The organism is Cellulomonas sp. PhB150, assembly GCF_003755175.1.
Taxonomy (GTDB): domain Bacteria; phylum Actinomycetota; class Actinomycetes; order Actinomycetales; family Cellulomonadaceae; genus Cellulomonas.
In genome coordinates this window covers 18,735-43,918 of record NZ_RKHX01000006.1, presented here as the reverse complement: position 1 = coordinate 43,918, position 25,184 = coordinate 18,735, and the positions used below count along the sequence as shown (strand labels likewise).

18 protein-coding genes are annotated in these 25,184 nt (G+C 74.3%); 10 read left to right on the top strand and 8 right to left on the bottom strand.

Features of this window, described 5'->3' with window-relative positions:
• Genes EDF34_RS17000 through EDF34_RS16985 form a run of 4 tightly spaced genes read right to left on the bottom strand, consistent with a single transcriptional unit; the run spans window position 1 to window position 11,512 of the window.
• Entirely contained in the window at window positions 1-6,042 is a 6,042-nt protein-coding gene (locus tag EDF34_RS17000) for a carboxypeptidase-like regulatory domain-containing protein (protein WP_123372708.1), read from the bottom strand.
• Between the two features lie 43 nt (window positions 6,043-6,085).
• The gene (locus EDF34_RS16995) at window positions 6,086-8,608 is read right to left on the bottom strand and encodes a carboxypeptidase-like regulatory domain-containing protein (RefSeq protein ID WP_123372707.1); all 2,523 of its coding nucleotides are present in this window, start codon (window positions 8,606-8,608) and stop codon (window positions 6,086-6,088) included.
• Between the two features lies 1 nt (window position 8,609).
• Window positions 8,610-10,853, bottom strand: a complete 2,244-nt coding sequence (locus EDF34_RS16990; RefSeq protein WP_123372706.1) for a carboxypeptidase regulatory-like domain-containing protein — start codon at window positions 10,851-10,853, stop codon at window positions 8,610-8,612.
• Complete coding sequence (locus tag EDF34_RS16985) at window positions 10,850-11,512, bottom strand: DUF4255 domain-containing protein (protein ID WP_123372705.1); 663 nt, start codon at window positions 11,510-11,512, stop codon at window positions 10,850-10,852. Before EDF34_RS16985 ends, EDF34_RS16990 begins: the two co-directional genes overlap by 4 nt.
• Window positions 11,513-11,707: 195 nt before the next feature.
• Here EDF34_RS16985 and EDF34_RS16980 point away from each other — a divergent pair, with 195 nt between their 5' ends.
• The 3 genes from EDF34_RS16980 (at window position 11,708) to EDF34_RS16970 (ending at window position 17,519) form a co-directional block, all read left to right on the top strand.
• Entirely contained in the window at window positions 11,708-13,657 is a 1,950-nt protein-coding gene (locus EDF34_RS16980) for an ATP-binding protein (RefSeq protein ID WP_123372704.1), read from the top strand.
• Window positions 13,658-13,806: 149 nt separating this feature from the next.
• The gene (locus tag EDF34_RS16975) at window positions 13,807-17,004 is read left to right on the top strand and encodes a DUF4157 domain-containing protein (protein WP_123372703.1); all 3,198 of its coding nucleotides are present in this window, start codon (window positions 13,807-13,809) and stop codon (window positions 17,002-17,004) included.
• The gene (locus EDF34_RS16970; protein WP_123372702.1) at window positions 17,001-17,519 is read left to right on the top strand and encodes a hypothetical protein; all 519 of its coding nucleotides are present in this window, start codon (window positions 17,001-17,003) and stop codon (window positions 17,517-17,519) included. The genes EDF34_RS16975 and EDF34_RS16970 overlap by 4 nt, the downstream gene beginning before the upstream one ends.
• Here EDF34_RS16970 and EDF34_RS16965 read toward each other — a convergent pair.
• Both EDF34_RS16965 and EDF34_RS16960 read right to left on the bottom strand, forming a co-directional pair.
• Window positions 17,500-17,892: a DUF4280 domain-containing protein gene (locus EDF34_RS16965; protein WP_123372701.1), complete on the bottom strand. Its 393-nt coding sequence runs from the start codon at window positions 17,890-17,892 to the stop codon at window positions 17,500-17,502. The two genes, EDF34_RS16970 and EDF34_RS16965, sit on opposite strands and share 20 nt — an antisense overlap.
• 4 nt (window positions 17,893-17,896) lie before the next feature.
• Window positions 17,897-18,418, bottom strand: coding sequence for a septum formation family protein (locus tag EDF34_RS16960; protein WP_123372700.1), 522 nt, complete (start codon window positions 18,416-18,418; stop codon window positions 17,897-17,899).
• 136 nt (window positions 18,419-18,554) lie between these two features.
• On the opposite strand from EDF34_RS16960, the gene EDF34_RS16955 reads away from it, so the two are divergent.
• The 3 genes from EDF34_RS16955 to EDF34_RS16945 are packed head-to-tail and all read left to right on the top strand — an operon-like array spanning window position 18,555 to window position 20,001.
• Window positions 18,555-19,013, top strand: a complete 459-nt coding sequence (locus tag EDF34_RS16955) for an OsmC family protein (RefSeq protein WP_123372699.1) — start codon at window positions 18,555-18,557, stop codon at window positions 19,011-19,013.
• Window positions 19,013-19,768, top strand: a complete 756-nt coding sequence (locus EDF34_RS16950; RefSeq protein ID WP_233575456.1) for a hypothetical protein — start codon at window positions 19,013-19,015, stop codon at window positions 19,766-19,768. The genes EDF34_RS16955 and EDF34_RS16950 overlap by 1 nt, the downstream gene beginning before the upstream one ends.
• Window positions 19,750-20,001 (top strand): hypothetical protein, encoded by a 252-nt coding sequence (locus EDF34_RS16945; RefSeq protein WP_123372698.1) that lies wholly within the window; start codon window positions 19,750-19,752, stop codon window positions 19,999-20,001. The genes EDF34_RS16950 and EDF34_RS16945 overlap by 19 nt, the downstream gene beginning before the upstream one ends.
• 3 nt (window positions 20,002-20,004) lie before the next feature.
• Here the strand turns inward: EDF34_RS16945 and EDF34_RS16940 are convergent, their stop codons facing one another.
• Window positions 20,005-20,991, bottom strand: a complete 987-nt coding sequence (locus EDF34_RS16940) for an aldo/keto reductase (protein WP_123372697.1) — start codon at window positions 20,989-20,991, stop codon at window positions 20,005-20,007.
• Between the two features lie 25 nt (window positions 20,992-21,016).
• On the opposite strand from EDF34_RS16940, the gene EDF34_RS16935 reads away from it, so the two are divergent.
• The 4 genes from EDF34_RS16935 to rocD all read left to right on the top strand — a co-directional run bounded on the left by EDF34_RS16935 (window position 21,017) and on the right by rocD (window position 24,012).
• Window positions 21,017-21,391 carry an MmcQ/YjbR family DNA-binding protein gene (locus EDF34_RS16935; RefSeq protein WP_123372696.1) on the top strand — a complete coding sequence of 125 codons (375 nt, stop codon included), beginning with the start codon at window positions 21,017-21,019 and terminating at the stop codon, window positions 21,389-21,391.
• On the top strand, window positions 21,388-21,846 hold the full coding sequence (locus EDF34_RS16930; RefSeq protein ID WP_158615113.1) for an SRPBCC family protein: 459 nt from the start codon (window positions 21,388-21,390) through the stop codon (window positions 21,844-21,846). The genes EDF34_RS16935 and EDF34_RS16930 overlap by 4 nt, the downstream gene beginning before the upstream one ends.
• A 119-nt stretch (window positions 21,847-21,965) precedes the next feature.
• The gene (gene ddaH, locus EDF34_RS16925; protein ID WP_123372695.1) at window positions 21,966-22,802 is read left to right on the top strand and encodes a dimethylargininase; all 837 of its coding nucleotides are present in this window, start codon (window positions 21,966-21,968) and stop codon (window positions 22,800-22,802) included.
• Window position 22,803: 1 nt separating this feature from the next.
• Window positions 22,804-24,012 carry an ornithine--oxo-acid transaminase gene (gene rocD / locus EDF34_RS16920; RefSeq protein ID WP_123372694.1) on the top strand — a complete coding sequence of 403 codons (1,209 nt, stop codon included), beginning with the start codon at window positions 22,804-22,806 and terminating at the stop codon, window positions 24,010-24,012.
• A 188-nt stretch (window positions 24,013-24,200) separates the two neighbouring features.
• Here the strand turns inward: rocD and EDF34_RS16915 are convergent, their stop codons facing one another.
• A complete protein-coding gene (locus EDF34_RS16915) occupies window positions 24,201-25,079 on the bottom strand; it encodes a histone H1-like repetitive region-containing protein (RefSeq protein WP_123372693.1) in 879 nt (292 codons plus the stop codon).
• Window positions 25,080-25,184 lie beyond the last annotated feature (105 nt).

The window sequence follows — 25,184 nt, the reverse complement described above, 5'->3', positions numbered from 1 at the left end:
TTACGGCGTGACCGGCTCAGCCGGGTCGGGGTCCGGGGCCGGCGGCGCCGGCACCGTGGCCGTCCCGGACGTCGAGGCCAGCCAGCTCGTGCTGCTCGGCACGTAGGTCGCGCGGACGACCCACGCCGCGGTCAGCGTGGCCGTGCAGGACGCGGCCCCGGCGGACAGGTTGACCGATGCGCACCCGGTGATCGTCACCCAGCTGCCGCCGCCGTTCTGCCGCTCGAACTTCACCGCACCGGGCGGCGTGCCGCTGCCGGACGAGGCCACGACCGCGTCGAGCTTCGTCGCGCTCGCCGTGATCGTCGTCGTGGTGGCCGTCGGGATCGTCACGCTGATGCCCGTCACCGCGACGGTGCCCGCGGCGAACGCGCCCGAGCCGGAGTAGACGACGCGCAGCTGCTGCGTCCCGGCGGCCCAGTCCTCGGAGTCGGCCGTCAGGGTGGCCGTCCCCGTGCCGCTCAGGTCCTTGGCCGAGCCCACGGTGGACCACGTGCCGCCCGAGCTGCGCTCGAGGGTGACGGAGCCGTCGCCGACGTTCGCGCCGCCGGACGTCACCTTCGTCTGGACCGTGAGCGTGTCGCCCTGCACCAGGGCCGCGGGGGTCGCGCTCGTGATCGCCACCGTGGTCGCCTTGGCGCTGAGCGCGAGGGTCACCGTCTGGTGGTCGACGTTCGCCGGCACGGTCGGCGTGCCGGCCGGGCTGATCGCGAGCGTCCAGCCGCCGGTCACGGTCGCCGTCACGTTCGCGCCTCCCGAGCGGGGCACCCACACGACGGTGTCGCTGCCCCCCACGGAGACGAGCATCGTGCGTGCCGTGCCCCCGACAGGCGTGACGGTCGTCGAGAGCGTGTCCGGCGTGGTGGCGACGGTGGTCGTGGCGCGCAGGCGGACCTGCGTCTCCTGGGCCGTGATGCTCACCGCGTCGTCGTCGGGCACCGTGGCGGTCGTCTGCCAGACCCCGAGGTGGCCCGCCGGGCCGGACAGCTTCACGGTCCACTCGCCCGCGGGGAGCTGGGAGAACGTGGTGCTGAACGTGTCGTCGTCCGTCCGGACGACGGGCTGCGCGGCGGGCGACGAGGGGCCGGACAGGCTCACGAGCGCGCCGGTCAGGTCGGACGACGACGTGACGGTGACCGTCAGCGGGTGCGTCTGCTCGGTCAGCGTGAGGTCGACGACGAGGCCGTCACCGGGTTGCAGCACGACGGCGCGCGTCGCGGAGAGGCCGTCGTCGGAGACCTTGAGCGTGTAGGCCCCCGCGGGGACGGTCGCGAAGCGGTACCGGCCGTCGTCGTCGGTGTCGACCGTGCGGCTGTCGACGCCGTCCGCGTCCGGGTCGAGGGTCACCGTGACCTGCTTGACCGGCGTGGTCACCCCGCTCGCCGCCTGCTTCATGACGAGCCCCTGGACCGAGCCGTTGGGCGCGGTGATCGGGACCGTGATGGTCCTGGTCTGGCCGGCGGCCATCTCGACCGGGAGGGTCAGCGGCGAGTAGGACAGGCCCGAGATGTTGAGGTTGTACGTCAGCGGGCCGAGGTTGCTGAACACGTAGACGCCCGGCGTGGGTGTGCACGTGTCGGTCTTCGGCGAGCTCGCCGTGCAGGTCGGCTCGAGCCGGATCTCGTCGGAGTACGTCAGCGACATGGTCAGGCCGTCGACGGGATCCGCCCCGGCGACCGCGAACACGCGCAGCTCGCCCTTGTTGGGGGTGAGCGTGATGGTCGTCGCCGTCGCGGTGGCCGGTGCGGTGACCAGCACGGTCGTCGAGCTGCCCGCCGTGCCGTAGCCCGTGGCGGTCGCGGTGACCGTCCAGGTGCCGTTGGTCAGGCCCTGCTTGGTCAGGTCACCCGTGACCGTGTAGCTGCCCGACGCGTCGGTCACCGTGCTGAACGAGTCGCCGTCGGCGTTGGTCACGGTCACCGCCGCGCCGGGCACGCCCTGCGAGAAGGTGGGCGTGATCTGGGCCTTGACCAGTCCGGTGATGGAGCCCAGTCGGTTGAGGGTCACGACGCTCGGGTCCGTGACGGGCTGGCCCGCCTTGAGCGTGACCGTCGAGTCGAACGTCTGGAACCCGGCCGCGCGGACCTGCACCTGGTAGCTGCCGGGGGCCATGTCGCCGAAGTCGACGAACGCGTCACCCGGCAGCGCCTCGCGGCGGACGCTGGTGCCGTTGCTCGTCACCGTGACCACCGTGTTGAGGACGTCGGTCCCGAGGGGCGATGCGATGGACTTGATCCGCAGCGAGCCGTAGCGGCTGAGCGAGAACGCGACCGACGGGACGACCGTCGTCGTGCCCGTCGGGACGGTGAACGTCCGCATCGACGACGTGTAGCCGGGCAGCGACGCCACCACGGTGTACGTGCCCGGGCGGATGAACCGGCGGTCGTCGTTCGCCGGCGCGGAGGGGTCCAGTGGCTGCGCGGAGTCGGACCAGACGAGCTTGCCGTCGGCCGTCGCGACGAGCGACATCTGGCCGACGCCCGGGGGCGCCTTCTGGATGTCGAACTGGACCTTGGGGTTCTCCGTCGCGGCGTCGACCGCCTGCTCGAGCGTGACGGCGCCCGTGAACGTGCGGCCCAGCGGGGTCAGCGTGATCGGCGCGAGCGTCGTGGTGTCGACGCCGTTGGCCGAGTAGTCGGCGAAGCCGTCCGCCGTGACGCGGATGTCCATCCGGGTCTCGATGAGCGCCAGGGCGGTGGTCGACGGCGTCGTCGGGCACCCGCTGGTCGCGGTGCACACGGTGAAGTCGCCGGTCGAGGTCGTGACGGCCGCGGGCGTCCCGGTCTGGCGGATCGGCGAGACGCCGCGGTAGCCGGTCACGCCCGAGACGGTGACCGTGGCCTTGTCGACGGGCGTCGCCGCGGTGCCGCCCAGCAGGGTGACGACCCGGCCGGCGACGTCCGTCGCGGTGGCCGTGAGGACCACCTGGCTCTGCAGCTCCTGGTTGAGGCCGACCGCGACGTCCTTGAGCGTGCCCTCCGGGCCGCCGCCCTTGGTCGTGGCCGTGACGAGGTAGGACGCGGCGGGCAGGTTCCGGAACTGGACGATCCCGTCCTCGGTCGTGCCGGTCCGGTCGGTGACGTCGGGTGCCGTCAGGGTCACCTCGGCGTCGTCGGCCGGGAACAGGGCCCCGGTGCCGTCCGACGCGTACACCGCGATCGTCAGCACGCCGCGCCGGTCGAGCGTCGAGTCGACCCGCCGGACGTCGCCGGGGGTCAGCGTCACGCTGACCTTCTCCGGGGCGACGTACTCGCTGCCCTTGACCGGGACGACGTAGACGTCGTACGCGCCCGAGCTCAGGCGGTCGATCTCGTAGCTGCCGTTGACGCCGATGAACGAGCAGGCGCCCGCGCTGCTCGCGCAGCCCTTGCCGGTGGTGTCCGGGCCGCACGGGTTGTCGCCGGGAGCGGTGCCGTCGCGCGGCACCGCCACGACGCAGGTGCTCGAGGGGACGACGCCGATCCGCGCCGCGACCGAGCCGACGATCGACGGCGACGGGTACAGCGCGACGGTCGCGGCCTCGACGACCTGGCCCATCGGCACGGTCACGTCGACCGTCCCCGGCTCGTAGCCCGGCGCGCGCAGGGTCAGGTGGTACAGACCCGGGTACAGGCCGCCGTCACCGGCGCGGGGCAGCTCGTAGGGGGTGTCCGGGTCGGACTTCACGGTGATCGTCTTGGGGTTCTCCCCAGGCAGCTGCACGGTCGTGGTGACCGTCAGCTGGCACTTCTCGCCGGGCAGGAGGTTGGGGCAGGTCAGGCGGGCTCCCGTGCTCGCGTCGGTCGCACGGCCGCGGATGTGCGCCGTGGCGACCAGTCCGTCGCCGTCGAGCCTGGCCAGGACGAGCTTCGCGGACGCCGACCCAGTCGCCTTGACGGTGACCTGCGCCGACGCGGGCTGGTGGCCGAAGCTCTCGCCCGCGAGGACGTACTGCCCGGCGGGGATGCCGTCGAAGCGGAACGTGCCCTGCGCGTCGGACGCGGACATCGTCTTGAACGTCCCGCCGCTGCCGGACAGCGTGAGGCCGGCCGCGGCGACCCCCGCGCCGGAGTCGTCGAGGGTCGTGCCCTCGACCGTGCCGCCCTGCGAGGTCAGCGACAGGCTCAGCGGCGCGCGCCCCGCGGCCGTGAGCCGGATGCGGTGGGTCTGGGTCGCGTAGCCCGTGGCCTTGACGCTCACGGTGTAGGTGCCGGGTACCGGCAGGTCGGGCAGCACGAAGGTGCCTGCGTTGTCGCCCGTGACGGTGGTCGCGGTGCGGCTGACCTCGCCCGCCTTGGCGGTGACGGTGACGCCGCCGAGGCCGCCCTGGCCGCCGAGCGAGTCGCGGCCGACGACCGTCCCGGAGAGCGTGGACACGCCCGCCTTGAGCCGGAGGTTCACGGTGCGCGACCCGGCGGCGTCCAGCCGGACGAGCTCGGACTGCGCACCGAGCCGGTCGGAGACCGCGGTGACCAGGTACGTCGTCGGGGTGGACAGCCCCTCGACCGACCAGCGGCCGACCTGGCCGGACGTGGCGGTCCGGGTCGTGACCGTCGTCGTGCCGTCCGAGAGCGTGATCTCGACGCCGCCGACGGCACCGTTCGGGCCGGTGACCGTGCCAGACATCTGGCCCTCGCCGGGCGCGAGCGCGAGCTCGAGCGGCGCGGCGGCGGCCTGCGCGCCGGTGACCCAGTAGCGCTGCGTCTGGTAGCCCGGCTTGGCCAGGACGATGAGGTACCGGCCCGTCGGGGACAGCCCCGCGAAGGCCCACGCGCCGTCGGTGCCGGTCGTGGTGGTCAGGCGCTGGCTGGTCTCGTCGGTCCGCTCGACGGGCAGGGCCAGGGAGGAGACCTTGCCGGCGGGCGCGGCGTCGTCGGCCTGCTTCGCCGCACGGAGGGCGTGGGCCGCGAGCCGCACCACGCCGGGTCCGGCCGCCGCAGCCTGCTCGACGACCGCGCCGCCGCGCGCCAGCAGGTCACCCGTCTCGCCGGACGCGTTCGTGTCGCCGGACGCGTCGCCGCTCGCCGCCGCGGCCTCCAGCACCGCCGCGGGCACGACCTGCACGGTCACGCCCTCGGGGTCCGCGGAGGTGATGACGCCCGCGACGCGCACGCCCTCGGTGCCGTCCGAGCCGTCCCCGCCGTCGCCCGACCCGTCGGTCCCGCCGTCGCCCCCGTCGCCGGCCCCGCCGTTCCCGCCGTTCCCCGTGCCGTCGTCGGGGGCCCCGGGCGCCGTCGTCGCGCTCACGCCGGCCTGCTTGTCGACGCTCTGCCCCGAGCCCGAGAACTGGTCCGTGAGCCACGGCAGCGCCGCGATCACGGCACCGACCCACAGGATCGCCACGGTCGCGATCGCGAGCCCGCGCAGCAGGCCGCCGGTGAACAGCGGCCGCGCGGTGAAGCTCGCGTCGAACCGCTGCGGCGCCCGTGCCCCGGTGGCGGTGACGTGGTACCCGGCCCGACGAGGCTGCCCGACGAGCCGCGGCCCGCGCATCCCCGCGCGTGCGCCGACCCGGACGGACGTGTGCGGCTGGATCTCGACGGCCTGCGCGTCGAGGTCGATGCGGGCGCCGGAACCCTGGTCGGCCTGGGCGTCGAGCCGGACGCGCGCGGCCTGGTCGCCGGTGTTGGCGAGCACGACCTGCACGCGGCGCGACCGGACCGCGCGCGAGTCGGCGGGCTCGACCGTCACGACGAGCTCGCTGAGGCCGTCGATGCGCAGGGACGCGTCCGCGAGCGTGGTGGCGCGGGTCGCCGGGGAACCGGTCGGGCCGGCCTCGACGACGACGACGAACGGGTAGTCGCCCGGGGTGGACCCGACGGGCGGCGTCAGGGGCAGCTCGAGGGTGATCGTCGCGTCGGGGGCGACCCCCGGCACGGGGACGGGCGCCGGCTGCCAGCCGCTCTCGAGCCCGACGAGCGACACGATGAGGTCCTGCGGGACGCGCGTGACGTTGCGCGCGTGCACCCGCAGCGTCGCCGAGGAGCCGGGCGTCGCGTGGGCGCCGGGCTCGACGAGCACGGACGTCGCGGCGCGAGCGCCACCCTGCGGTGCCACCGCCATGGGGGTCCTCCTCGTTCTCGGTCAGGTCTGGGGTCGGGCTGGACTAGTCGTTCGGCACGGAGACGTCGACCTTCAGCTGCGCGCTGGCGGCCAGGGTGACGGCGGACGAGGTCGCGAGCACGGCCCCGTCCGGGGTGACGCGCACCTCGACGATGTAGTTCTCGGGCGCGTCCACGTCGGCGAAGCTGTAGGCGCCGGCACTGCTCGCCGTCATCGAGGCGACGGGACCGGCGGCCGTGCCGTACTCCGAGGCCCGGTAGAGCAGCACGGCGACCGCGCCGGCCGAGCCGCCGCCGTCGACGGTCACCGTGCCGTAGACCCGGGCCGCGGCGACGAGCGTCGGCGACAGCGGGTACTTCTGCGCGGCGGCCAGCACGACGATCTCCGAGGTCGCGCGCGTGCCGCTGCGGGAGAACGTCACCGTGTAGGTGCCGGGGGTCAGGCCGTCGACGACGTAGCTGCCGACCTTCGACCGCGGGGTCGAGGCGGTGTAGACCACGCGCTGGTCGCTGCCCGAGCTCACGGTGACCTTGACGTTGCCGATCGGTGCGGCGCTCGCGCCCTTCGTCGGTGGCTGCTTGACGGTGCCGGAGATCGTGCCCGTCGCGCCGCGCATGGTCACGTCGACCGCGCCTGCCGACGACGCCCCGGCGGTGACGTTCCCGAACGCGTCGACGCTCACCGACAGCACCTGCGACTCCAGGTCCGCGCGCGCGAACGTCACGGTGTACGTGCTGGGCACGCGCAGCCCCGCGAGCGACCACCGGCCCACGGGCTTGGTCGACTGCGTGACCGTCTGCAGCGTGAGCGCGCCGTCGGTGACCGTCACGGACACCCCGCCCGCGTCACCGCCCGGCACGCTCACCGTGCCCCCGAGGCTCGCCTCGTCGCGGCCGAGGACCACGGCGACGCCCGTCAGCGCCTGGCCCTCACTGAGGCTGAGGCTCAGGGTCGAGGGCGCGTACCCGTCGGCCGAGACGACGACCGTGTACGTGCCCGGGGTGGGCAGCCCGCGCAGGACGAACCCGCCGGGGTTGTCCTGCGTGAGAGTCACGGTCTCCACCGAGACGCTGCCGTCCCCCGCGACGACGGTCGCGCCGGTGACCGGGCCGTCGAACCCGCTGACCGTCCCGGTGATCGAGCCGTCGCCCTGCACGAGCGAGAGCCGCACGCCCGTGCGGTCCTCGCCGGCCGCGACGTCGACGCGCTGCACCGAGCTCGCGAGCCCGGCCTTGGTGACCACGAGGTCGTACACCGCGGGCGAGGGCAGGTCGTCGATCTCGAACGTGCCCTCCGCGCCGATCGGCACCGTGCGGACGACCGCCCCGCTCGTCGCGGTCGCCGGCGCCTCGCCGGGCGCGGAGGTGTCCGTCGTCGCGAGCGGGCCGGTGTCGAGCGGGAGCTGGACGGACAGGACCGCGCCCGCGACGTCGGTGCCCGTCACGGACCCGGCCAGCGTCGCGGGCACGCCGCCGACGAGGACGGTCAGGCCGGCGACCGACTGCCCGGTGGCGACCTCGACCTGCTGCGCGTCGGCCTGCGTGGGCGCCGCCGGGTACCAGGTCTCGTCGAACCCGGCGCCGCGCACGCGCAGCGTGTACGTCCCGGCGGGGAGCCGCTCGAGCGAGTACGTCCCGTCGTCGCCGGTCGCGACCGTGAGCAGCGGCGTCGCGGGGTCGTCGCCGAACGCCTCGACCGACACGTCGCCGACCGGCGCGCCCGTCGAGAGGTCGGTGACCGCGCCGGTCAGCGTGGAGGTGCCCGTGGCCGTCTGGTCGGAGCGGGCCTGGGCCACCTGCAGCGCGAGGTCGCGGTCCGCGGCCGAGCGCCCGACGACCGAGCTCAGCGCGAGCGTGATGATCACGGCGAACACGGAGATCGCGAGCAGCAGGCCGAGCAGCGCGAGCAGCCCGCGGGAGAGCCGGGGCTTCTGGATGAACACGCCGGCCGCGGCGGGCGGCGCGTCAGCCGGGGGCGCGGTGGGTCCGTCGAGGCGCACCTCGAACGGCCGCAGCGCGGGGTCGCCGAGCCAGGGCCGCTTGGCCCGCGCGCGCATCGCGACCGTGACGCTCTCGCCGGGCGGCAGGCTGTACTGCGCGGGCTGGAGCGTGAACGTGGTCAGCGCCTCGGGGTCGCGCGCGACGACGCGACCGTGCTGGACCGTGTTGCCCTCGTTGTGGACGAGCACCGCGAAGACCGCCGCGGAGCCGCCGGTCATCGTCGGCGGGTCCAGGCGGGCGGTCGCGCGCGGCAGCGGCGGCACGTCGAGCACGACCTCCTGCACGGCGATCGCGCCCGCGTCGGTCAGGTCGCGGATCTGCACGGCGATGCGCCGGTCACCCGCCGGGACGCCCTCGGGCAGCTGGACGGTGATGACCACGGACGCGGTCTCGTCGGGGAACAGCCGCAGCTGTGGGTCGTCGACGCGCACCCACGACGGGTCGGCACCCAGGACCCGCACGCTGTAGCCCGCGATGAGCGCGGTCGTGTTCGTGACGGTCGCCAGGAACGTCACCGGCGTGCCCGGGGTGGCGACGGCGCGGTGCGGCGCGAGGTCGAGGCGCACGTCAGCCCTCCCCGACCGGCAGGTCGCAGACCGTCGGGCTGCCGCCCGAGACGGTGACGATCGAGGTCGCGACGACCGCGTCGTCGACCGTGACCGTCACCGTGTACGTGCCCTCGGGGAGCTTGGGCAGCACGTACGTGCCCGAGCCGCGGTCGCCGGACCTCGTCGACGTCGTGGTGCGCACGAGGCCGCCGTCGGTGGCCGTCACGGTCGCCCCGACGACGCCCGAGCCGCCGGACGTCACGCGGCCGGTGAGCGAGCCGAGCGCCGAGTCGAGCGTGACCTTGACGGGCTTGGCTGCACCCGAGGCGGGGATGGTGACGGGCAGGGTGACGGCCGTGTAGCCGCTGCGGGTGAAGGTCAGGGTCACCGATCCGCCCGCGGGCAGGCCGGCGAGGGTGAACGAGCCGACGGCGCCCGCGGTCAGGGTGGTGGTCGTCGTGCCGGCCGCAGCGCCGCCGGCGCTCACGGTCACGCCGCCGAGCGGCTTGCCGGACGCGCTGACGACGCGGCCGGTCACGGTCCCCGCGCCGCCCGGCATCGCGACGGACAGGTCCGCGCGCTGCTCGCCGGGCCCGAGGTCGACGACGGACGTCGTCGGGCTGAAGCCGTCCTTGGTGAACGTGAGCACGTACGTGCCCGGCGTGGGCAGGTTCGGCACGACGAACGAGCCGACCTGGCCGACGGTCGGGGTGCCGACCGTGACCGCCTTGCCGTCGATCGTCGTGCTGACCTTGACGCCGCCGAGCGGGTTCGTGCCGTCGGTGACGACGCCCGCGATCGAGCCCGTGCCCGCGCCGAGCCGCACGTCGAGCGCGAACCGTTCCTGGCCGCCGAGCACGCGCTCGGTCGTCGTCGCCGGCTGGTACCCCTCGGCCGCGAACGTCAGCTCGTACGTGCCCGGCGCGGGCAGGTCCGCGAACGAGTACGCGCCGGACGCGTCGGCCGTCGTCTCGTAGGACGTCTCCGGGTCCGCGCCGCTCCACGACGGGCGCGCGGTGACCTTGACCTCGACGTCGTCCTCGGGGTCGCCGGTCACGACGTTGCCGGACAGCGTGGCGTCGTGGCCGTCCACGGTCAGGTCCGCGCCCGTGGTGATCTGCTGCGCGACCGCGGTGACCTCCTGGGCGGCGGCCTCGGTCGCGGCGGACGGGTGCCAGGCGGTGTCGTACCCGTCGGCCTCGACGCGCAGCAGGTACGCGCCGGGGAACAGGCCCGACATCGTGTACGTGCCGTCGGCCTGGGTCGCGGCCGACGAGACCTGCACGAGGCCGTCGCGCCCGTGCCGGAGCGCGACGACCGTGATCCGGCCGATGCCCTGCTTGTCGGAGCTGCCCAGGACGGTGCCCGTCACGGTCGCGCCGACGCCCGCGGGCAGGGGGCCGTCCTTGGCGAGCGCGCCGGCCGGCGCGGCCCCGGCAGCGCCCGGGTCGGCATCGGTCCCCGCCTCGGACCCGTCGGCCCCCTCGGCGGGCAGCGCCGCGAAGAACGAGGGCGGCGCGACCTTCGTGTACGGGTCCGCGCCGAGCACCTGCTGCATCCCGAGCAGGAACGCGAGCGCCCAGGCCGCGATGATCGCGAGCAGCACGAGCACCGTGATCAGCCCGCGGCTCAGCGTGGACCGCTGCCGCAGCACGAGCGCGACGGACGCCTCGGTCTCGGCGGCCTGAGCGAGCACGGTCACGGGGCGGTCGCGGTCGGAGCCGAGCAGCTGGCGCGGTCCCTTGAGCAGGACGGTGGCCGTGCCGACCGAGCCCGGCGCGACCGAGACGGTCGAGGGCGACAGCGTGGTCCGCACGGTGCGGTCGCTGTCGACCGCACGCAGCGAGACGTCGAGCGGCACGTTGCCGTCGTTGCGGACCTCGACCGTGAAGGCGGCGCGCCCGCGCGTGCGCACGAGCGACGGCGTCGCAGCCAGGCTCACGTGCGGGCGCGCCGGGACGACGATGTCGACGTCGTGGTACGCCTCGCGCGCACCCGGCGAGCGGCCCGCGACGACGAACGTCACCGGGTACGTGCCCGCGGGGAACGACTCGGGCAGGCCGACCGTCAGCGTGAGCTCGCCCGACGCCTCCGGGAACAGCGCGAGCGCGGGCGGCTCGGTCTGCACGCGCGCCTCGGGGACCCCGAGCGCGTGCACCGAGAGCGACTCGATGACGTCGGAGGTGTTGACGACGTCGAGCGGGACGACCCCGGTGCCACCGGGTGCGACGTCCAGCCGCTCGACCGTGCTGCTCACCCTCATGGGCGGCCGCTCTCCCGCCCGTCCAGCAGCGACGTGGCGGGGACGACCTGCGTGACCTGCGGGGGCGCGAGCTCCCAGTCGTAGGCGTCGGCCGCGACCGTGACGACGAGCGTGAACGAGGCCTTGAGCGAGCCGCCGAGGCCCGACCACAGCTCGCGCGGGCGGTTGAGGTCGTCGGCCGCGAGCGCGATCTGGACGGGTGAGGACGGCGGCCGGACCAGGTGCTCGACGGGCAGGACCTGGAACGCCAGGAGCCGGGTCAGGACGTCGCCGAGCAGGCTGTGCTCGTCGCGCGGCGAGCCCGCCCAGGCGGAGACCAGGTAGGACAGCTCGACCATCGGCAGGGCGAACCGGCGCTCGGTGCCGCGGGCGCCCGGGCGGACCGCCGCGGGGCGCGGGGGCTGCGGGCTGCGGCTGACGTTGTACAGGTAGAGGTTGACCGTCAGGCGGTTGACCTGGGCCGACCACGTGCTCGAGGGCGGGTCGAAGGACACGTCGCCCTGGTCGACGGGCAGGGGGAGGCTGGTGCGCAGCAGACGCTCGAGACCGTCGTCGATCACGGGGATGAGCACGTGCGTTGTCCCTCCCGTCCCGGCCGCCGCTGGTCCGACGACGAGGCCCGGCAGGACCACCGCGTGCGGCTGCCCGACGGTCCGCATGCGTCACCGGCGCCTGGCTCTCCCAGGCCACCCGACGCTAGGCAACGGGGTGCCGGGCAGGCATCGGTAATCGCTACCGATGTTCCGTCCGGAGGCCTCCGGACGGTGGACCGACCGCGGTCGGCAGGGCATGATCGGGCCGCCGGACGGGACCGCTGCAGCGCAGGTCCGCGGCACTGCGAGCCGGGAGCACGGGTGACGGTCGACGACGAGCGGGTGGGCGCCGGACCCGCCGTGCGCGCAGCCCTGCGCCCCGCGCTGGAGCGCCGGTCGGCCACGGGCGAGTGGGCGGTCGAGCCGGCCGCACGGGCGGCCTGGCAGGCGGTCGACACCGACGCGGCCGGGCTCGGCGCGCTCGACGAGGCGCTCGACGACCTCGTCGGGCTCTTCGCCCTCGACGCCCCCGACGCGGCGCTGCTCGCGCTCGCCGCCCTGGCCGAGGCGCACCCGTCGGCCCACACCCTCACGGGGCTGCTCTCGGGCGACGACGGCCCGGCGCGGCCGACCGTCGCGCTCGGTCTCGAGCTCGCGGGGCTGTCCGTCGCCGACCCGCGCGCGCGGGGGCGGGTCGGCGTCACCGGGCTGCTGAGCCGCAGCGGCCTGCTCGAGGTCGAGGGCGACGACGTGCTGCTCGCCCGTCGGCTGCGGCTGCCCGAGCGCGTCGCGGCGCGCCTGCTCGGCGTCGACGCGCCCGACCCGGTCGTCGACCGCCTCATCGTCGAGGCGGTGGCCGCCGACGCGCCGGGGGTCGACGAGGCGGTCGCGGCCCTCGCCCATGGCGAGCACCTGGTCTGGGTGCACGCACCGCTCGGCACCGCCGGCACCGGGCTGGCCGCCGCGGCCTGCCGCGCGCTGGACGTCGACGTGCTCGTCGCGGACCTCGAGCGGCTCCCCGCGAGCCCGGCCGAGCCGCTCGAGGCGGGCGTCGTCCGCGCCGCGCTGCGGGCCCTGACGCTCGAGGCCGGGCTGCGCGGGTGCGTGCTCGTCGTCGCCGGCGCGCACCTGGCCGGGCCGTACCTCGACGAGCTCGACCGCTCCGTGGTGCCCGTCGTCGCCGTCTCGCGCACCGCCTTCGACGCGCGCTGGCGGCCGCACCTGCCCGCGGCCGTCACCGCGGGGCGGCTCACGAGCGGCGAGCGCGGCACGATGTGGGACCGCATGCTCGGCCCCGACGTGGCCACGCGCGACGTGCTCGCCCTGCGCCTCGCGCCCGAGCAGATCGACGCGGTCTCCCGCCGCGCGCTGCTCGACGCCGAGACGGCCGGCCACCCGGTCGACGCGGCAGGCGTGCGGGCCGCGGCCCGGCGGCTGTCCGCGGGCAGCTCGTCGAAGGCACGGTCCTCCGCGGAGGGCGGCGCGAGCCTCGACGACCTCGTGCTGCCGCCGCACACCCGGCGCGAGGTCGAGCGGCTCGTCGGCTGGGTCCGGGACCGCGACGACGTGCTCGCGCTCGGCGACCTGCACGGCAAGGGCGGCAAGGGCACGGGGATCTCCGCGCTGTTCTCCGGCAGCCCGGGCACCGGCAAGACGCTGGCCGCGCACGTGGTGGCCGACTCCCTGGGCGCCGACCTGTTCCAGGTCGACCTGTCCGCGGTCGTCGACAAGTACATCGGCGAGACCGAGAAGAACCTCGAGCGGGCGTTCGCGCAGGCCGAGTCGCTGGGCGCGGTGCTGTTCTTCGACGAGGCCGACTCGCTGTTCGGCTCGCGCTCGGCGGTGACCGACTCGCGCGACCGCTACGCCAACCAGGAGGTCTCCTACCTGCTGCAGCGGATGGAGTCCTCGGAGGGCGTCACGATCCTGGCGACCAACCTGCGCGGCAACCTCGACCCCGCCTTCGCCCGCCGGCTGCACTTCATGGTCCATTTCCCCGACCCGGACACCGACACCCGCGAGCTGCTCTGGCGCCACCACCTGGCGCAGCTGCCCCGCACCGACCCGGGCGACCCGGTCGACGTCGCGCTGCTCGGCAAGGCGCTCGAGCTGGCCGGCGGCGACATCCGCAACATCGTCCTGGCCGCCGCCTACGACGCCGTCGCCGAGCGGCGGGACGTGGGCATGCGCGACGTGCGGCTCGCGGCCGACCGGGAGATGGCCAAGCTCGGCCGGCGGGTCGCCGACCCGGACTGGGCCGCGACCGCCTGACCGCCTGACCGGCTGACCGGCCGATCTGCGTAGCGATTGCCGATGCTGCCGTGCTGGTCAGGGCGGCAGGCTGGCCTCTGCGCGGAGCCGACCTCATCGTGACCGCGTCCCCCGTCAGGGTCTGCTGGTCTTGCCACAAGGAGCCTCGCATGAGCTCGCACCACGCACGCGTCCCCGTCCCGTCCGCGGCCGGCGCCCAGCCCGCCGCGCCCGAGCAGGCGGCACCTGCGGCCGCGGCCTCCCCCGCGCCCGCACCCCTGGCGGGACTCACGGTCGGCCACGCCGACGACCCGGCCGAGCACACGGCCGACGCGCTGGCCGACCGCGCGCTGGGCCGCCTGCGGCGCAGCACCACCGACGGCGAGGCCGACGCGCACCGGCACGACCCCGGCTGCGGCCACCTGCGCCGGTCCGCCGCGCCCAGCTCCGCGCCCGCGGCCGTCGTCGGCCGGGCCGGTGGCGACCTGGACGCCGCGACGAGCGGTCGCATCGCCGCGAAGCGCGGGGGCGGCGCACCGCTGCCCGGCGCGGTGCGCGGCCGCATGGAGTCCGCGTTCGGCACCGGCCTCGGCCACGTCCGGGTGCACGACGGCCCGGACGCCGCGGCCCTGAGCAGCGCGATCTCCGCCGACGCGTTCACCACCGGCTCGGACATCTTCTTCGGCGCCGGCCGCTTCTCCCCGCAGTCCCCCGACGGCGAGCGGATGCTCGCGCACGAGATCGCGCACGTGGTCACCGAGGCCCCCGGCGTCCGGCGCTGGCCGTGGTCGAAGGACACCGAGGAGGAGAAGGCGGCCAAGAAGAAGAAGGCCGACGAGAAGGCCGAGGACCAGCGCAAGGTCAAGGCCAGCAAGAAGCTCGAGAAGACCGAGAAGGCGGACCTCAAGGAGTCGCGCGCGAAGGGCGAGGCCGGCCGAGCGCAGATGAAGGAGGACCTGTACGGGCAGACGGGTCCGGACGAGGGCGGGCCGCAGCACACGAACACCAACGGCACCTTCACCAAGATGACCTCCGGCGCCGGCGCCGAGATGAAGAACCTCTACGAGCTGCAGGACAAGGCGAAGGCCCGCGAGGTCGAGCTGTTCGCCGAGATGCAGAAGGACAACATCGGCGGCTCCGACGAGAAGCGCGCCAAGCTCGTCTACAAGCAGGTCTGGTACGTCGAGTTCCCCGCGCTCGAGCACGTGCGCCCGCCGCGCGAGACCCCCGCCGAGCAGCTCGTCGCGCAGGTGCGCCAGGTCCGCTCGGAGGCGCAGGCCGGGGCGTCCGCGGAGGCCACCGACGCCGACACGCTCAAGGCGCGGATGATCTCGAAGTCCGCCGAGAAGCTCTACGACCGGATGGCCAACGAGCGGGACGACATCCTGGCGGCCGACCCGGACGCGAGCCCGTTCCTGGCCCAGGACGAGGCGCGCGAGAAGGTGCTCAAGACGGTCGACGCGAAGTCGCTGTCCGCGCTGCCGCCCAAGGACGGCCCGGTCGACGTGGCCGCGTGGGCCGCCGCCGACGAGCGTGCCAAGGCCCGTGCCCGTCAGCGCGCCCGCGACGAGGCGACGATCACCGCGAACCTCGACCTGCTCCCGCCCGAGCAGCGCATCGGCCCCCAGCCCAAGCCCAGCGGCGGCGGCCTCGACAAGGGCATCTCCGCGATGGAGGACGTCTCGAAGTACGGCGGCATGGCCACCAAGGGCATCGACAAGGTCGGCGGCGGCATCGCCGGCAAGATCGGCAAGGGCCAGGACAAGGCCATGCGCGACAAGCAGGGCATCGTCAAGGAGGACGGGCCGAAGTCGCCCGTCCCCGGCGCGGTGGACCGGCTCGGGATCGGCGACGCGTACGTCGCCGGCGCCAAGGCCGACAAGCAGATCAAGGCGGGCCAGCGCGACGAGGTCGAGCAGAAGCTGCCGATCTCCGACGCGACCAAGGCGTCCGCCGGCATCGGGCAGATGACCGGCATCCTCAACGCGCTCATCTCGGCGGTGCAGAACGGCATGGCCATGGCCAAGTCGATCGACACCGCGTGGTCCACGAAGGACCCCTACGAGGGCCTCAAGGCCGTGAAGTCCGGCGCGGGCAGCCTCGACGGGCTGGTCACCGCCGCCAAGCAGACGGCCGAGCTCGCCAAGACGATCGACGGCGGCGTGGCGGCCGGCGTCAAGAGCGTGGTGCCGGGCCTCGACATCGCGACGTCCGCGATCGCGATCGTGCGCGGCATCACCGACGTGGCGACGACCGCCATGCGCCAGCGCGAGACCGACAGCTCGATGTTCGAGGCGCGGGTCGGCTCGACCGACTCCGTGAACGTCATGGTCTACCCCCTGATGAAGGTCTCGCAGGTCTACACCAAGCAGCTCGAGCAGCACTCCTGGACCCTGGGGGCGAGCGTGCTCGACTTCAGCCTCGCGATCGCCCAGGTGGCCAGCGGCGGCGGCTTCGGCATCCCCGCGGCGATCAAGGCGTCGGCGGCCGTCGTCGACAAGCTGCACTCGCTCGCGCACTACATCGCGGACAGCGTGCTCGCGGTGCAGGCCAAGCGCGCCGAGAAGGAGTCCTCCGTGCTGCACCTCGAGGGTGCCGCCGAGGACGAGCTCAAGAAGCACCCGAAGATGGCCGTCGACGGCATCGTCATCAAGGCCGCCCAGGGCGACAAGGTGGCGATCGCGTTCCTCGCCAACTACCGCATCGACGGCAAGCCGATCACGCAGGCGTACGTCGCGGGCATCAAGCCCAAGCCGCTGACGCCCTTCGACCCGAGCAGCCCGAAGGGCGACGCCGCGACGACGAGCGACGACGCGCGACTGCTCAAGGTGCGCGAGGTGGTGCTGGGCCAGATGGGCACGGACGCCGACCCGCAGCACATGTTCGACGACCTGAAGTCGCAGATGAACTCGGTGACGGGCAAGGCCGGCGCGCTGAGCGACGCGTGGGACGAGGCCGGGGCGCTCAAGGACAAGCGCAACACCCTGGCCAAGGGCGGCAAGCTCGGCGAGAACTCCAAGGACGACCGCGGCATCTTCTGGCAGCTGCGCATGACGCTGAGCAGCACCAAGCGCGAGAAGCTGAAGAACCGCACGCAGGCGTTCGACGAGGGCATCGAGGCGCTGCCGCAGGGCATCGCGTGCGCGGTCGGCAGCAAGACGCTCGCGCTCGACTCGACGCCGCCGACCATGAAGGCGTTCATCGACGGCGTCACCGCCGCCGAGATCGAGTCGGAGCTCGGCCGCACCCCGCGGCGCAACAGCCCGGAGTGGATCGCGTTCCTGCGCGACGCGCTGAAGTCGAAGAAGGACGCCGAGAAGCAGGCCAAGGCCGGCGCGCCGGTCACCATCGGGGGGCACCGCCCGTGAGCCTCACGGAGGACGACCTGTTCGTCGCCGAGATCGCCGCGGCACTCGCCGCGAGCGGGCGCTCGGTCGACGTCGACCAGGACGCACGCACGATCGACGTGGGCCCCGCCGCCGGCGCGGGCCAGGACGACGCGCGCGTGCTGGCGCTCGTGCGCCCCCACGTCCGCGGCGTGACGCTGTACGCGGTGCACCCGCGCGCGGTGCCGGCGGCAGCCCTCGAGGCCGTCGGCGAGCTCGCCAACCGCGCCACGGCGGACCTGTTCGCCGCCGCGCTCGAGCTCGACCTGACGACGGGCTCGGTCTCCGCGCGGCACGCCGTGCTGCTCGCCGGGGTCGAGGTGCCCGACGACGCGCTCGGCGAGCTGATCGGCGCCGCGCTCGACGAGGTCGAGGCCGCCGCCGCGCGCTACGCCGGACCGGTCGACGCCGTCGTGGCGGGCACGTCCACCGCGGCCGAGGCCGCCGCGGACGCTCGTCGGGCGCCGGTCGAGGAGCTCAGCCCTCCAGCGTCGTGACGGCCCCGGGGTTGATGATCTGGATGACCCCGCCGTAGGCGCACTGGCACTGCGCACCGAGCGTGAGCCCGGGCTTGCCGCCGATGAGCGTGGTCGTCGCGCCGTTGAGCCACGGGCCCGCGGGCGCGGGGATGCACGGCATCGGCGTCAGCACGCCGAGCGCGGCGGCCGTCGCGGCCGCCACCGTCGGGTTCGCCAGCGACGTGCACATGCCGAACGGCGGGATGTTCACCATCGGGATGTTGTCCGCGATGGTCGCGGCCGGCTTGCCCTCGATCAGCACGCGCGGGATCGGCAGCACGACGAGCGTCGACGGCGCGATGCCGAAGCTGCACATCAGGGTGGCGGTCGCCGTGACCGCGGGCTTGCCCACGCCGCTACCAGCCCGTGCCCTTGACCGAGGCCGTGAGCGTCGCGCCCGTCGTGGTGACGAAGCACAGCACGGAGCGGTCGCTGTTCTGCTCCCAGCCCCGCGGCGAGGGCACCAGGTAGGTGAAGTAGAGCGTCGAGTCGCGGTAGTCGACCCCGACGTAGTCCGCGAACTCCGCCGCGCAGGCACCGTCGGCGAAGGACTTGAGCGCCGCGTCGCCGGGGAAGTCGTCGGGCGTGGCGCCCGCGGACGACCCCGTACCGGGATCGGTGTAGGCGACCCGCGCGTACGCCTCCTGCTCGTGCTCCGTGGTGCACGGCACGGAGGGCAGGTCGGTGAGCTCGACCGTGATGTCCTCGGGGACCTGGAAGCACTGGCCGACCTTGACGTCGAACACCGACACCCCGTCGGTCTTGTCGCCCCGGTCGAACACCGAGCACCCGGAGGTGGCGAGGACGAGGACGGCACCGACAGCACCGACAGTGCCGAGGATGACCCGTCGCGCCGCGCTCCCACGCCCGATCCGCACGCCCGACCTCCGCTCCGAACCCTGGCCGGTCGCCGGGGCGCGCCCACCCTAACCACGCCCCGCGGCCCTCCCCATCCGTAACCACCACCCAAACCCACCCCCGGCATCGCGCGCGAGCGCGTGTAAGGATCGGGGCATGACTACTGAGGTCGAGGGGCAGACGTCCGTTCCCGCGAACGCGGCCGGCACGCGGCTGTGGGTCGAGCGGACCGGCGCGCGACGCTACGTCGGGCACAACTCGCGCGGCGCGACCGTCGAGATCGGTGACATCTCCTACGACGAGGCGTTCACGCCCGGCGAGCTCCTCAAGGTCGCGCTCGCCGGCTGCAGCGGCCTCTCCGCGGACAACGCCGTGGCCCGCCGCCTCGGGGACGACGTGGCCGTGACGATCGACGTCGAGGGACTGGCCGACGACGACGAGGACCGCTACCCGCAGCTCACCGAGCGGTTCACGGTCGACCTGTCCGGCCTGGACCCCGACCAGCGCGAGCGCCTGCTCACGGTCATGCACCGCGCGATCGACCAGCACTGCACGGTCGGCCGGACGCTCAAGGCCGGCGCCGAGATCGAGCTCACGGTCGTCGGAGAGCGCTGATGCCGTCCTTCGTCGACGAGGCCCTCGCCCGCGCGGTCGCGATCCCGTCGTCGACCATCCACGCGCACGTCGAGAAGATCCGCTCGCGCAACCCCGAGGCCTCCCCCGCGCAGCTGATCAAGCTGCTGGAGAAGGAGTACCTGATGGTCGTCGCCGGGGCCGGCGGCGCGGTCGGTGCCGCGGCTGCCGCACCCGCCGTCGGCACGGGCGTCGCGCTCGCGCTGACAGCGAGCGACGTGGCCACGTTCTTCGGCGCGTCGTCCGCCTACGTGCTGGCCGTCGCGTCGGTGCACGGCATCGACGTCGACGACTCCGAGCGCCGCACGGCGCTCCTCCTGACGAGCCTGCTCGGCGAGTCGGGCGCGAAGGCCGTCACGGACATCACCGGCCAGGGTGCCGTGGGCGTCGCCCGGATCATGCTCACGCGCATGCCGATGGCGACCGTGAAGAAGGTCAACACCACGCTGACGCGCCGCATGGTGCGCAAGCAGGTCGCGCGGCAGGGCGGGCTCTTCTTCGGCCGCCTCATCCCCTACGGCGTCGGCGTCGTGGTGGGCGTGGCCGGTGGCCGTGCCCTGGGCCGCACGGTCATCGAGGGTGCGCGCGCCGCGTTTGGTGCACCACCCACGACGTTCGGGCACGTCATCGAGCTCGAGCCCGTCCCTGCCAAGCAGCTCGGCGACGCCGAGCGCGTGCAGCTGCCGCCCGCGCCCGCTCCGGTCAAGGAGAAGAAGAAGTGGGGCATCCGCCGCTGACCTTCGAGCAGGTCCGGTCGCGGCTGCACGCGCGGCACCCGGGGACCACGTTCACGCTCGAGCAGGCACGGCGCGTCACGGCCGCCGGGGTGACGCGCACGGTCTGGCTGCGCGTCCCGCCCGGGTCCGAGTCCCGCTGGGACCTCGACACCCGCCGCTGGTCCGGTGCCCACGTGCAGCACCGGCGGCTCGACGAGGTCGAGGCGGAGGTCAGCGCGGTCCTCGACCGCTGACCCTCACCAGCGGTCGGCGACGTGCTCGGCCACCTGGCTGTCGTAGATCGCCTTCAGCGCGTCGAGCGTGCGCGCGGGCAGCGGCGCGAGCGCCGCGGCGGCGGCGTTGCCCTGGGCCTGGGCGGCGTTGCGCGCGCCCGGGATGACGACCGAGACGCCGGGCTGGTCGACGATCCAGCGCAGCGCGAGCTGGGCCGTGGTCGCGCCCTCGGGGGTCAGCGCGGCGACGTCCTGCGCCGCTGCGACACCCACCTCGTAGGGCACGCCCGCGAAGGTCTCGCCCACGTCGAACGCCTCGCCGTGCCGGTTGAAGCTGCGGTGGTCGGAGTCCGCGAACTGCGTCGACAGGTCGTACTTGCCCGAGAGCAGGCCGGAGGCGAGCGGCACGCGCGCGATGATCCCGACGCCCGCCTCGACGGCCGCCGGGAGCACCGCGTCGAGCGGCTTGCGGCGGAAGATGTTGAGGATGATCTGCACGGTCGCCACGTGCGGGCGCGCGATCGCGGCGAGCGCCTCGTCGACCGTCTCCACCGAGACGCCGTAGGCAGCGATGCGACCCTCGTCGACCAGGGTGTCCAGGTCGTCGTACGTGGACTCGCGGTGGAAGACGGGCGTGGGCGGGCAGTGCAGCTGCACCAGGTCGAGCGTGTCGACGCCCAGGTTGGCGCGCGACCGGTCGGTCCACTCGCGGTAGTGGTCGAGCGTGTACTCCTCGGGGGTGTGCGGGTCGGCACGGCGGCCCATCTTGGTCGCGACGGTGAGGCCCGACGAGGGCCGCGACGCGAGGAACTCGCCGACGAGCTTCTCCGAGCGGCCGTCGCCGTACACGTCGGCCGTGTCCAGGAACGTCACCCCGGCATCGACCGCGGCCCCCAGCACCGCGAGCGCGGTGTCCGAGGCGACCTCGCCCCAGTCTCCTCCGAGTTGCCAGCACCCCAGCCCGATGACCCCGACCGACCGACCCGTTCGTCCCAGCACACGCGTATCCATGCCGGCGACGTTACCGTGGGTGAGCATGACCCACCCGCGCATGTTCGCGATCACCGACCCGGTGCTGGCCCGCGTGCGCGACCTCGCGCTGGCCCTCCCCGAAGCGGTCGAGGTCGAGGCCTGGGGCCGCCCTACGTTCCGGGCGGGCACCCCGATGTTCGCGGTCTACGGCGTGCACGACGGGCACGACACCGGCCTCGTGTTCAAGCCCGACCCCGACGAGCGGCCCGCCCTGGAGCACGACGAGCGCTTCTACGCGCCGCCGTACCACGGCCCCGCCGGCTGGCTCGCGATCGACCTGGCCGCCGACAGCGACTGGGACGAGGTCCGCGAGCTGCTGGAGGGCTCGTTCCGGCAGGTCGCGAACAGGCGGCAGCTGGCCGCGCTGGAGCCCGCGTGAGCAGGGCGGCGCGGACGCTCCCGCTCTCGGCCGACGAGGCGTGGGACCTGCTGACCGACGCCCGCAACCACGCGCGGTGGGTGCCGCTGACCCGGGTCGAGACCGACGGGCCACCGCGCGTCGGGACGCGGATCCGCGCCACCTCGGGACCGTTCGCCCGACGAGGCGCGCCGGGGATCGTCGACCGCATGGTCATCACCCGTGCCGACCCGCCCGGGGCCACGCGCGTGGCGGTCTTCGTCAAGCACGGGCCCGTGCTGCTCGGCGAGGCGCGCATCGAGGTCACCGCGCTCGACGACGCGCACGCTCGGGTGCTGTGGTCCGAGGACGTCTACCTCGCGCACCTGCCCGTCGGCTTCGGGCGCGCGCTGCTGCGGCCGTTCCTCGGCCTGATGGTGCGAGGCGCCCTCGGCGCCGCCGCCCGTGAGGTCGACGCAACACATCGCCTGTCGTAGGCCTGCTCGCGCAACGAATCGCGCCCACATGCGCAACGCGGGTTGGCGGATCGCCGCCGAAACGGCTCGTACCCTCGAAAGCGGACCTGCGTCACCGCCCCCGCCCTCGAAGGAGCCCGATGACCGCCGCTGCCAGCACCGCGCCCGGACGTGCCGACCGCCGCTACCTGATGTGCGAGCCCGTGCACTACACGGTCTCCTACGAGATCAACCCGTGGATGGACAAGACCCGGCACACCGACGCGGACCTGGCGGTGCGGCAGTGGCGCACGCTGCGGGACACCTACCTCGACCTCGGCCACACGGTCGAGACGATCGAACCCATCGCCGGCCTGCCGGACATGGTCTACGCCGCCAACGGCGCGACCGTCGTCGACGGCGTCGTCTACTCCGCCGCGTTCCGCTACCCGGAGCGCCAGCCCGAGGGCCCCGCCTACCAGAAGTGGTTCGCGGACCGCGGCTTCGTCACGCACACCGCGGCCGAGACCAACGAGGGCGAGGGCGACCTCCTCGTCGTCGGCGACGTCATCCTGGCCGGCACGGGCTTCCGCACCGAGCGGTCCGCGCACGCCGAGGCCCAGGAGCTCTTCGGCCGCCCGGTCGTCTCCCTCGAGCTCGTCGACCCGCACTACTACCACCTGGACACCGCGCTGGCCGTGATCTCCTCGTCGTCGGCGGCCCCGCAGGTCGCGTACTTCGCGCCCGCGTTCTCGGCCGGCAGCCGGGCCGTGCTCGAGCAGATGTTCCCCGACGCGATCCTCGCGACCGAGCGCGACGCCGTGGCCCTGGGCCTCAACGCGGTGTCCGACGGCGAGAACGTGGTCGTCGCGCCCGGCGCCGTGGACCTGTCCGCGGCCCTGCGCGAGCGCGGCTACACCCCGATCCCCGTCGACACGAGCGAGCTGCTCAAGGGCGGCGGCGGCGCGAAGTGCTGCACGCTCGAGATCCGCTCCTGACATGACCACGACGGCCGTCGCGTCGGCGCTCGCGCACAACTACCACCCGCTGCCGGTCACGCTGACCTCGGGCTCCGGCTCCTGGGTCACGGACGTCGACGGCCGGCGGTACCTCGACCTGCTGGCGGGGTACTCGGCGCTCAACTTCGGCCATGGGCACCCCGCGCTGGTCGCCGCGGCGCACGCGCAGCTCGACCGGATCACGCTGACCTCGCGCGCGTTCGACCACGACCTGCTCGAGCCGTTCGCGTCGGCGCTCGCCGGCCTCGTCGGCCCGCTGCTCACCGGCACGCCGCTGGTGCTGCCGATGAACACCGGCGCCGAGGCCGTCGAGACCGCCATCAAGGCCGCGCGCAAGTGGGGCTACGAGGTCAAGGGCGTGCCCGACGACCGCGCGACGATCGTCGTCGCCGACGGGAACTTCCACGGCCGGACGACGACCATCGTCTCGTTCTCCGACGACCCCGACGCGCGCCGGCACTTCGGGCCGTTCACGCCCGGGTTCCGCTCGGTCCCCTACGGGGACGCCGCCGCGCTGGCCGCCGCCATCGACGAGACGACCGTCGCCGTGCTGCTCGAGCCCGTGCAGGGCGAGCAGGGCGTCGTCGTGCCCCCCGCCGACTACTGGCCGGCCGTCCGCGCGCTGTGCACGTCGGCGGACGTGCTCCTGATCGCCGACGAGATCCAGTCCGGCCTGGGCCGCACCGGGACCACGCTCGCCGTCGAGACGTGGGGCGTGCGGCCGGACCTCGTGACGCTCGGCAAGGCCCTGGGCGGCGGCATCGTGCCCGTCTCCGCGGTCGTCGGGCGCGACGACGTGCTCGGGGTGCTGACCGCAGGGACGCACGGCTCGACGTTCGGCGGCAACCCGCTCGCGTGCGCGGTCGGCCTCGCGGTCGTCGACCTGCTCGCCTCCGGGGAGCCGCAGGCCGCGGCCGCCGTGCGGGGCGAGCAGCTCGGCGCCCGGCTCGACGCGCTCGTCGACGCGGGAGCGTTGGCCTCCGTGCGGCGGATCGGCCTGTGGGCCGGGCTCGACGTGGCTCCCGGGTCCGGACCTGCCACCGGCCGCGAGCTGTGCGAGCGGCTGCTCGCGCGCGGCGTGCTGGCCAAGGACACCCACGGCCGCACTGTCCGGCTCGCCCCGCCGCTGACGATCACGGCCGAGGACCTCGACACAGCCCTGGACGCCCTCACGGACGCCCTGGCCTGACGACCCGCCCACCCCGGCCGCCCACCGCCTGACCCCTGGCCGCCCCACCCCGGCGGCTCACCCCGGCGAGCGGTGGGTTGGGCACGCTTCAGGTCCGTGAGCCGTGCGCAAGCCACCGCTCGGCGGCGAGTCAGGTGGTTCGACGGCGAGTCAGGTGGATCGGCGGCGAGTCAGGTGGTTCGGGCGGCTCAGCTGAAGAGGACTGCGCCGAAGAGCCAGCCGTCGTTGGCGGCGCCGCCGACGGTCATGTGGCTGACGTCCTTGCGGAGCATCTGCGCCTTGTGCGGCGCGGAGTGCGACCACGCGGTGACCATGGTCGAGGCGCTGTCGTCGCTCACGCACGCGACAATGTTCTCGTGGCCGGAGTGCCAGATCCCGCCGGTCGTCGCCATCGTCTTGGCGTGGCCGACCAGCGTGGACGAGCGGGAGATGCTCAGCTTCTTCAGGCCGTGGCTCGCACGGTAGGAGTTGATCGCGGCGCCGATCGCGCTGACCTTCTGCTCCGCCGCGCCCGGTCCGCCCGAGCCCCGGCAGACCAGGCCACCAGAGGGGACCTTGGTCGGCGCCTTGATGGACGCCGACTTCTTCACGGCGGCCTTCTTGGCCGCAGCCTTCTTCGCGGCAGCCTTCTTCGCGGCAGCCTTCTTCGCGGCAGCCTTCTTGGCGGCGGCCTTCTTCTTCGCCGCAGCCTTCTTCTTGGCCGCAGCCTTCTTCTTGGCCGCAGCCTTCTTCGCGGCGGCCTTCTTCGCAGCAGCCTTCTTCGCCGCCTTCTCGGCCGCGGCCTTCTTCGCGGCCTGCTCCGCGGCGGCCTTCGCTGCTGCTGCGGCCTGGGCCGCCGACTGACGGATCGCGACCGCCGCCCGCGCCACGGACGACGACGCCGAGCTCGCCAGCGACGGGGCACCTGCGCCGGCCTCCGGCGAGATCGGGCTCAGCGTGACGATCGCCGTGGGTGTGGCGCCCGAGGAGCGGGTGTCGCTCCACGCCGCGCTCGCTCCCGTGGCGACGAGTGCCGTGGCCACGACGAGGGCCGTCGCCATCCGCGAGTGCCGGTCCCAGATCCGCATGCTGTGCTCCTTCGGTGCCTGTTCGCCGGTCCCGTGCCCAGCCGAGGGGGACGGTCGGCTCCGCCCCTCCTTTCGGCAGGGCACCCCGGACACTTGAGGGAACAG

Coding starts and splice junctions, on each gene's coding strand:
- EDF34_RS17000 (WP_123372708.1), bottom strand. CDS start 6,042: ATGGCGGTGGCACCGCAGGGTGGCGCTCGCGCCGCGACGTCCGTGCTC.
- EDF34_RS16990 (WP_123372706.1), bottom strand. CDS start 10,853: ATGAGGGTGAGCAGCACGGTCGAGCGGCTGGACGTCGCACCCGGTGGC.
- EDF34_RS16985 (WP_123372705.1), bottom strand. CDS start 11,512: ATGCGGACCGTCGGGCAGCCGCACGCGGTGGTCCTGCCGGGCCTCGTC.
- EDF34_RS16975 (WP_123372703.1), top strand. CDS start 13,807: ATGAGCTCGCACCACGCACGCGTCCCCGTCCCGTCCGCGGCCGGCGCC.
- EDF34_RS16955 (WP_123372699.1), top strand. CDS start 18,555: ATGACTACTGAGGTCGAGGGGCAGACGTCCGTTCCCGCGAACGCGGCC.
- EDF34_RS16950 (WP_233575456.1), top strand. CDS start 19,013: ATGCCGTCCTTCGTCGACGAGGCCCTCGCCCGCGCGGTCGCGATCCCG.
- EDF34_RS16940 (WP_123372697.1), bottom strand. CDS start 20,991: ATGGATACGCGTGTGCTGGGACGAACGGGTCGGTCGGTCGGGGTCATC.
- EDF34_RS16935 (WP_123372696.1), top strand. CDS start 21,017: ATGACCCACCCGCGCATGTTCGCGATCACCGACCCGGTGCTGGCCCGC.
- ddaH (WP_123372695.1), top strand. CDS start 21,966: ATGACCGCCGCTGCCAGCACCGCGCCCGGACGTGCCGACCGCCGCTAC.
- rocD (WP_123372694.1), top strand. CDS start 22,804: ATGACCACGACGGCCGTCGCGTCGGCGCTCGCGCACAACTACCACCCG.
- EDF34_RS16915 (WP_123372693.1), bottom strand. CDS start 25,079: ATGCGGATCTGGGACCGGCACTCGCGGATGGCGACGGCCCTCGTCGTG.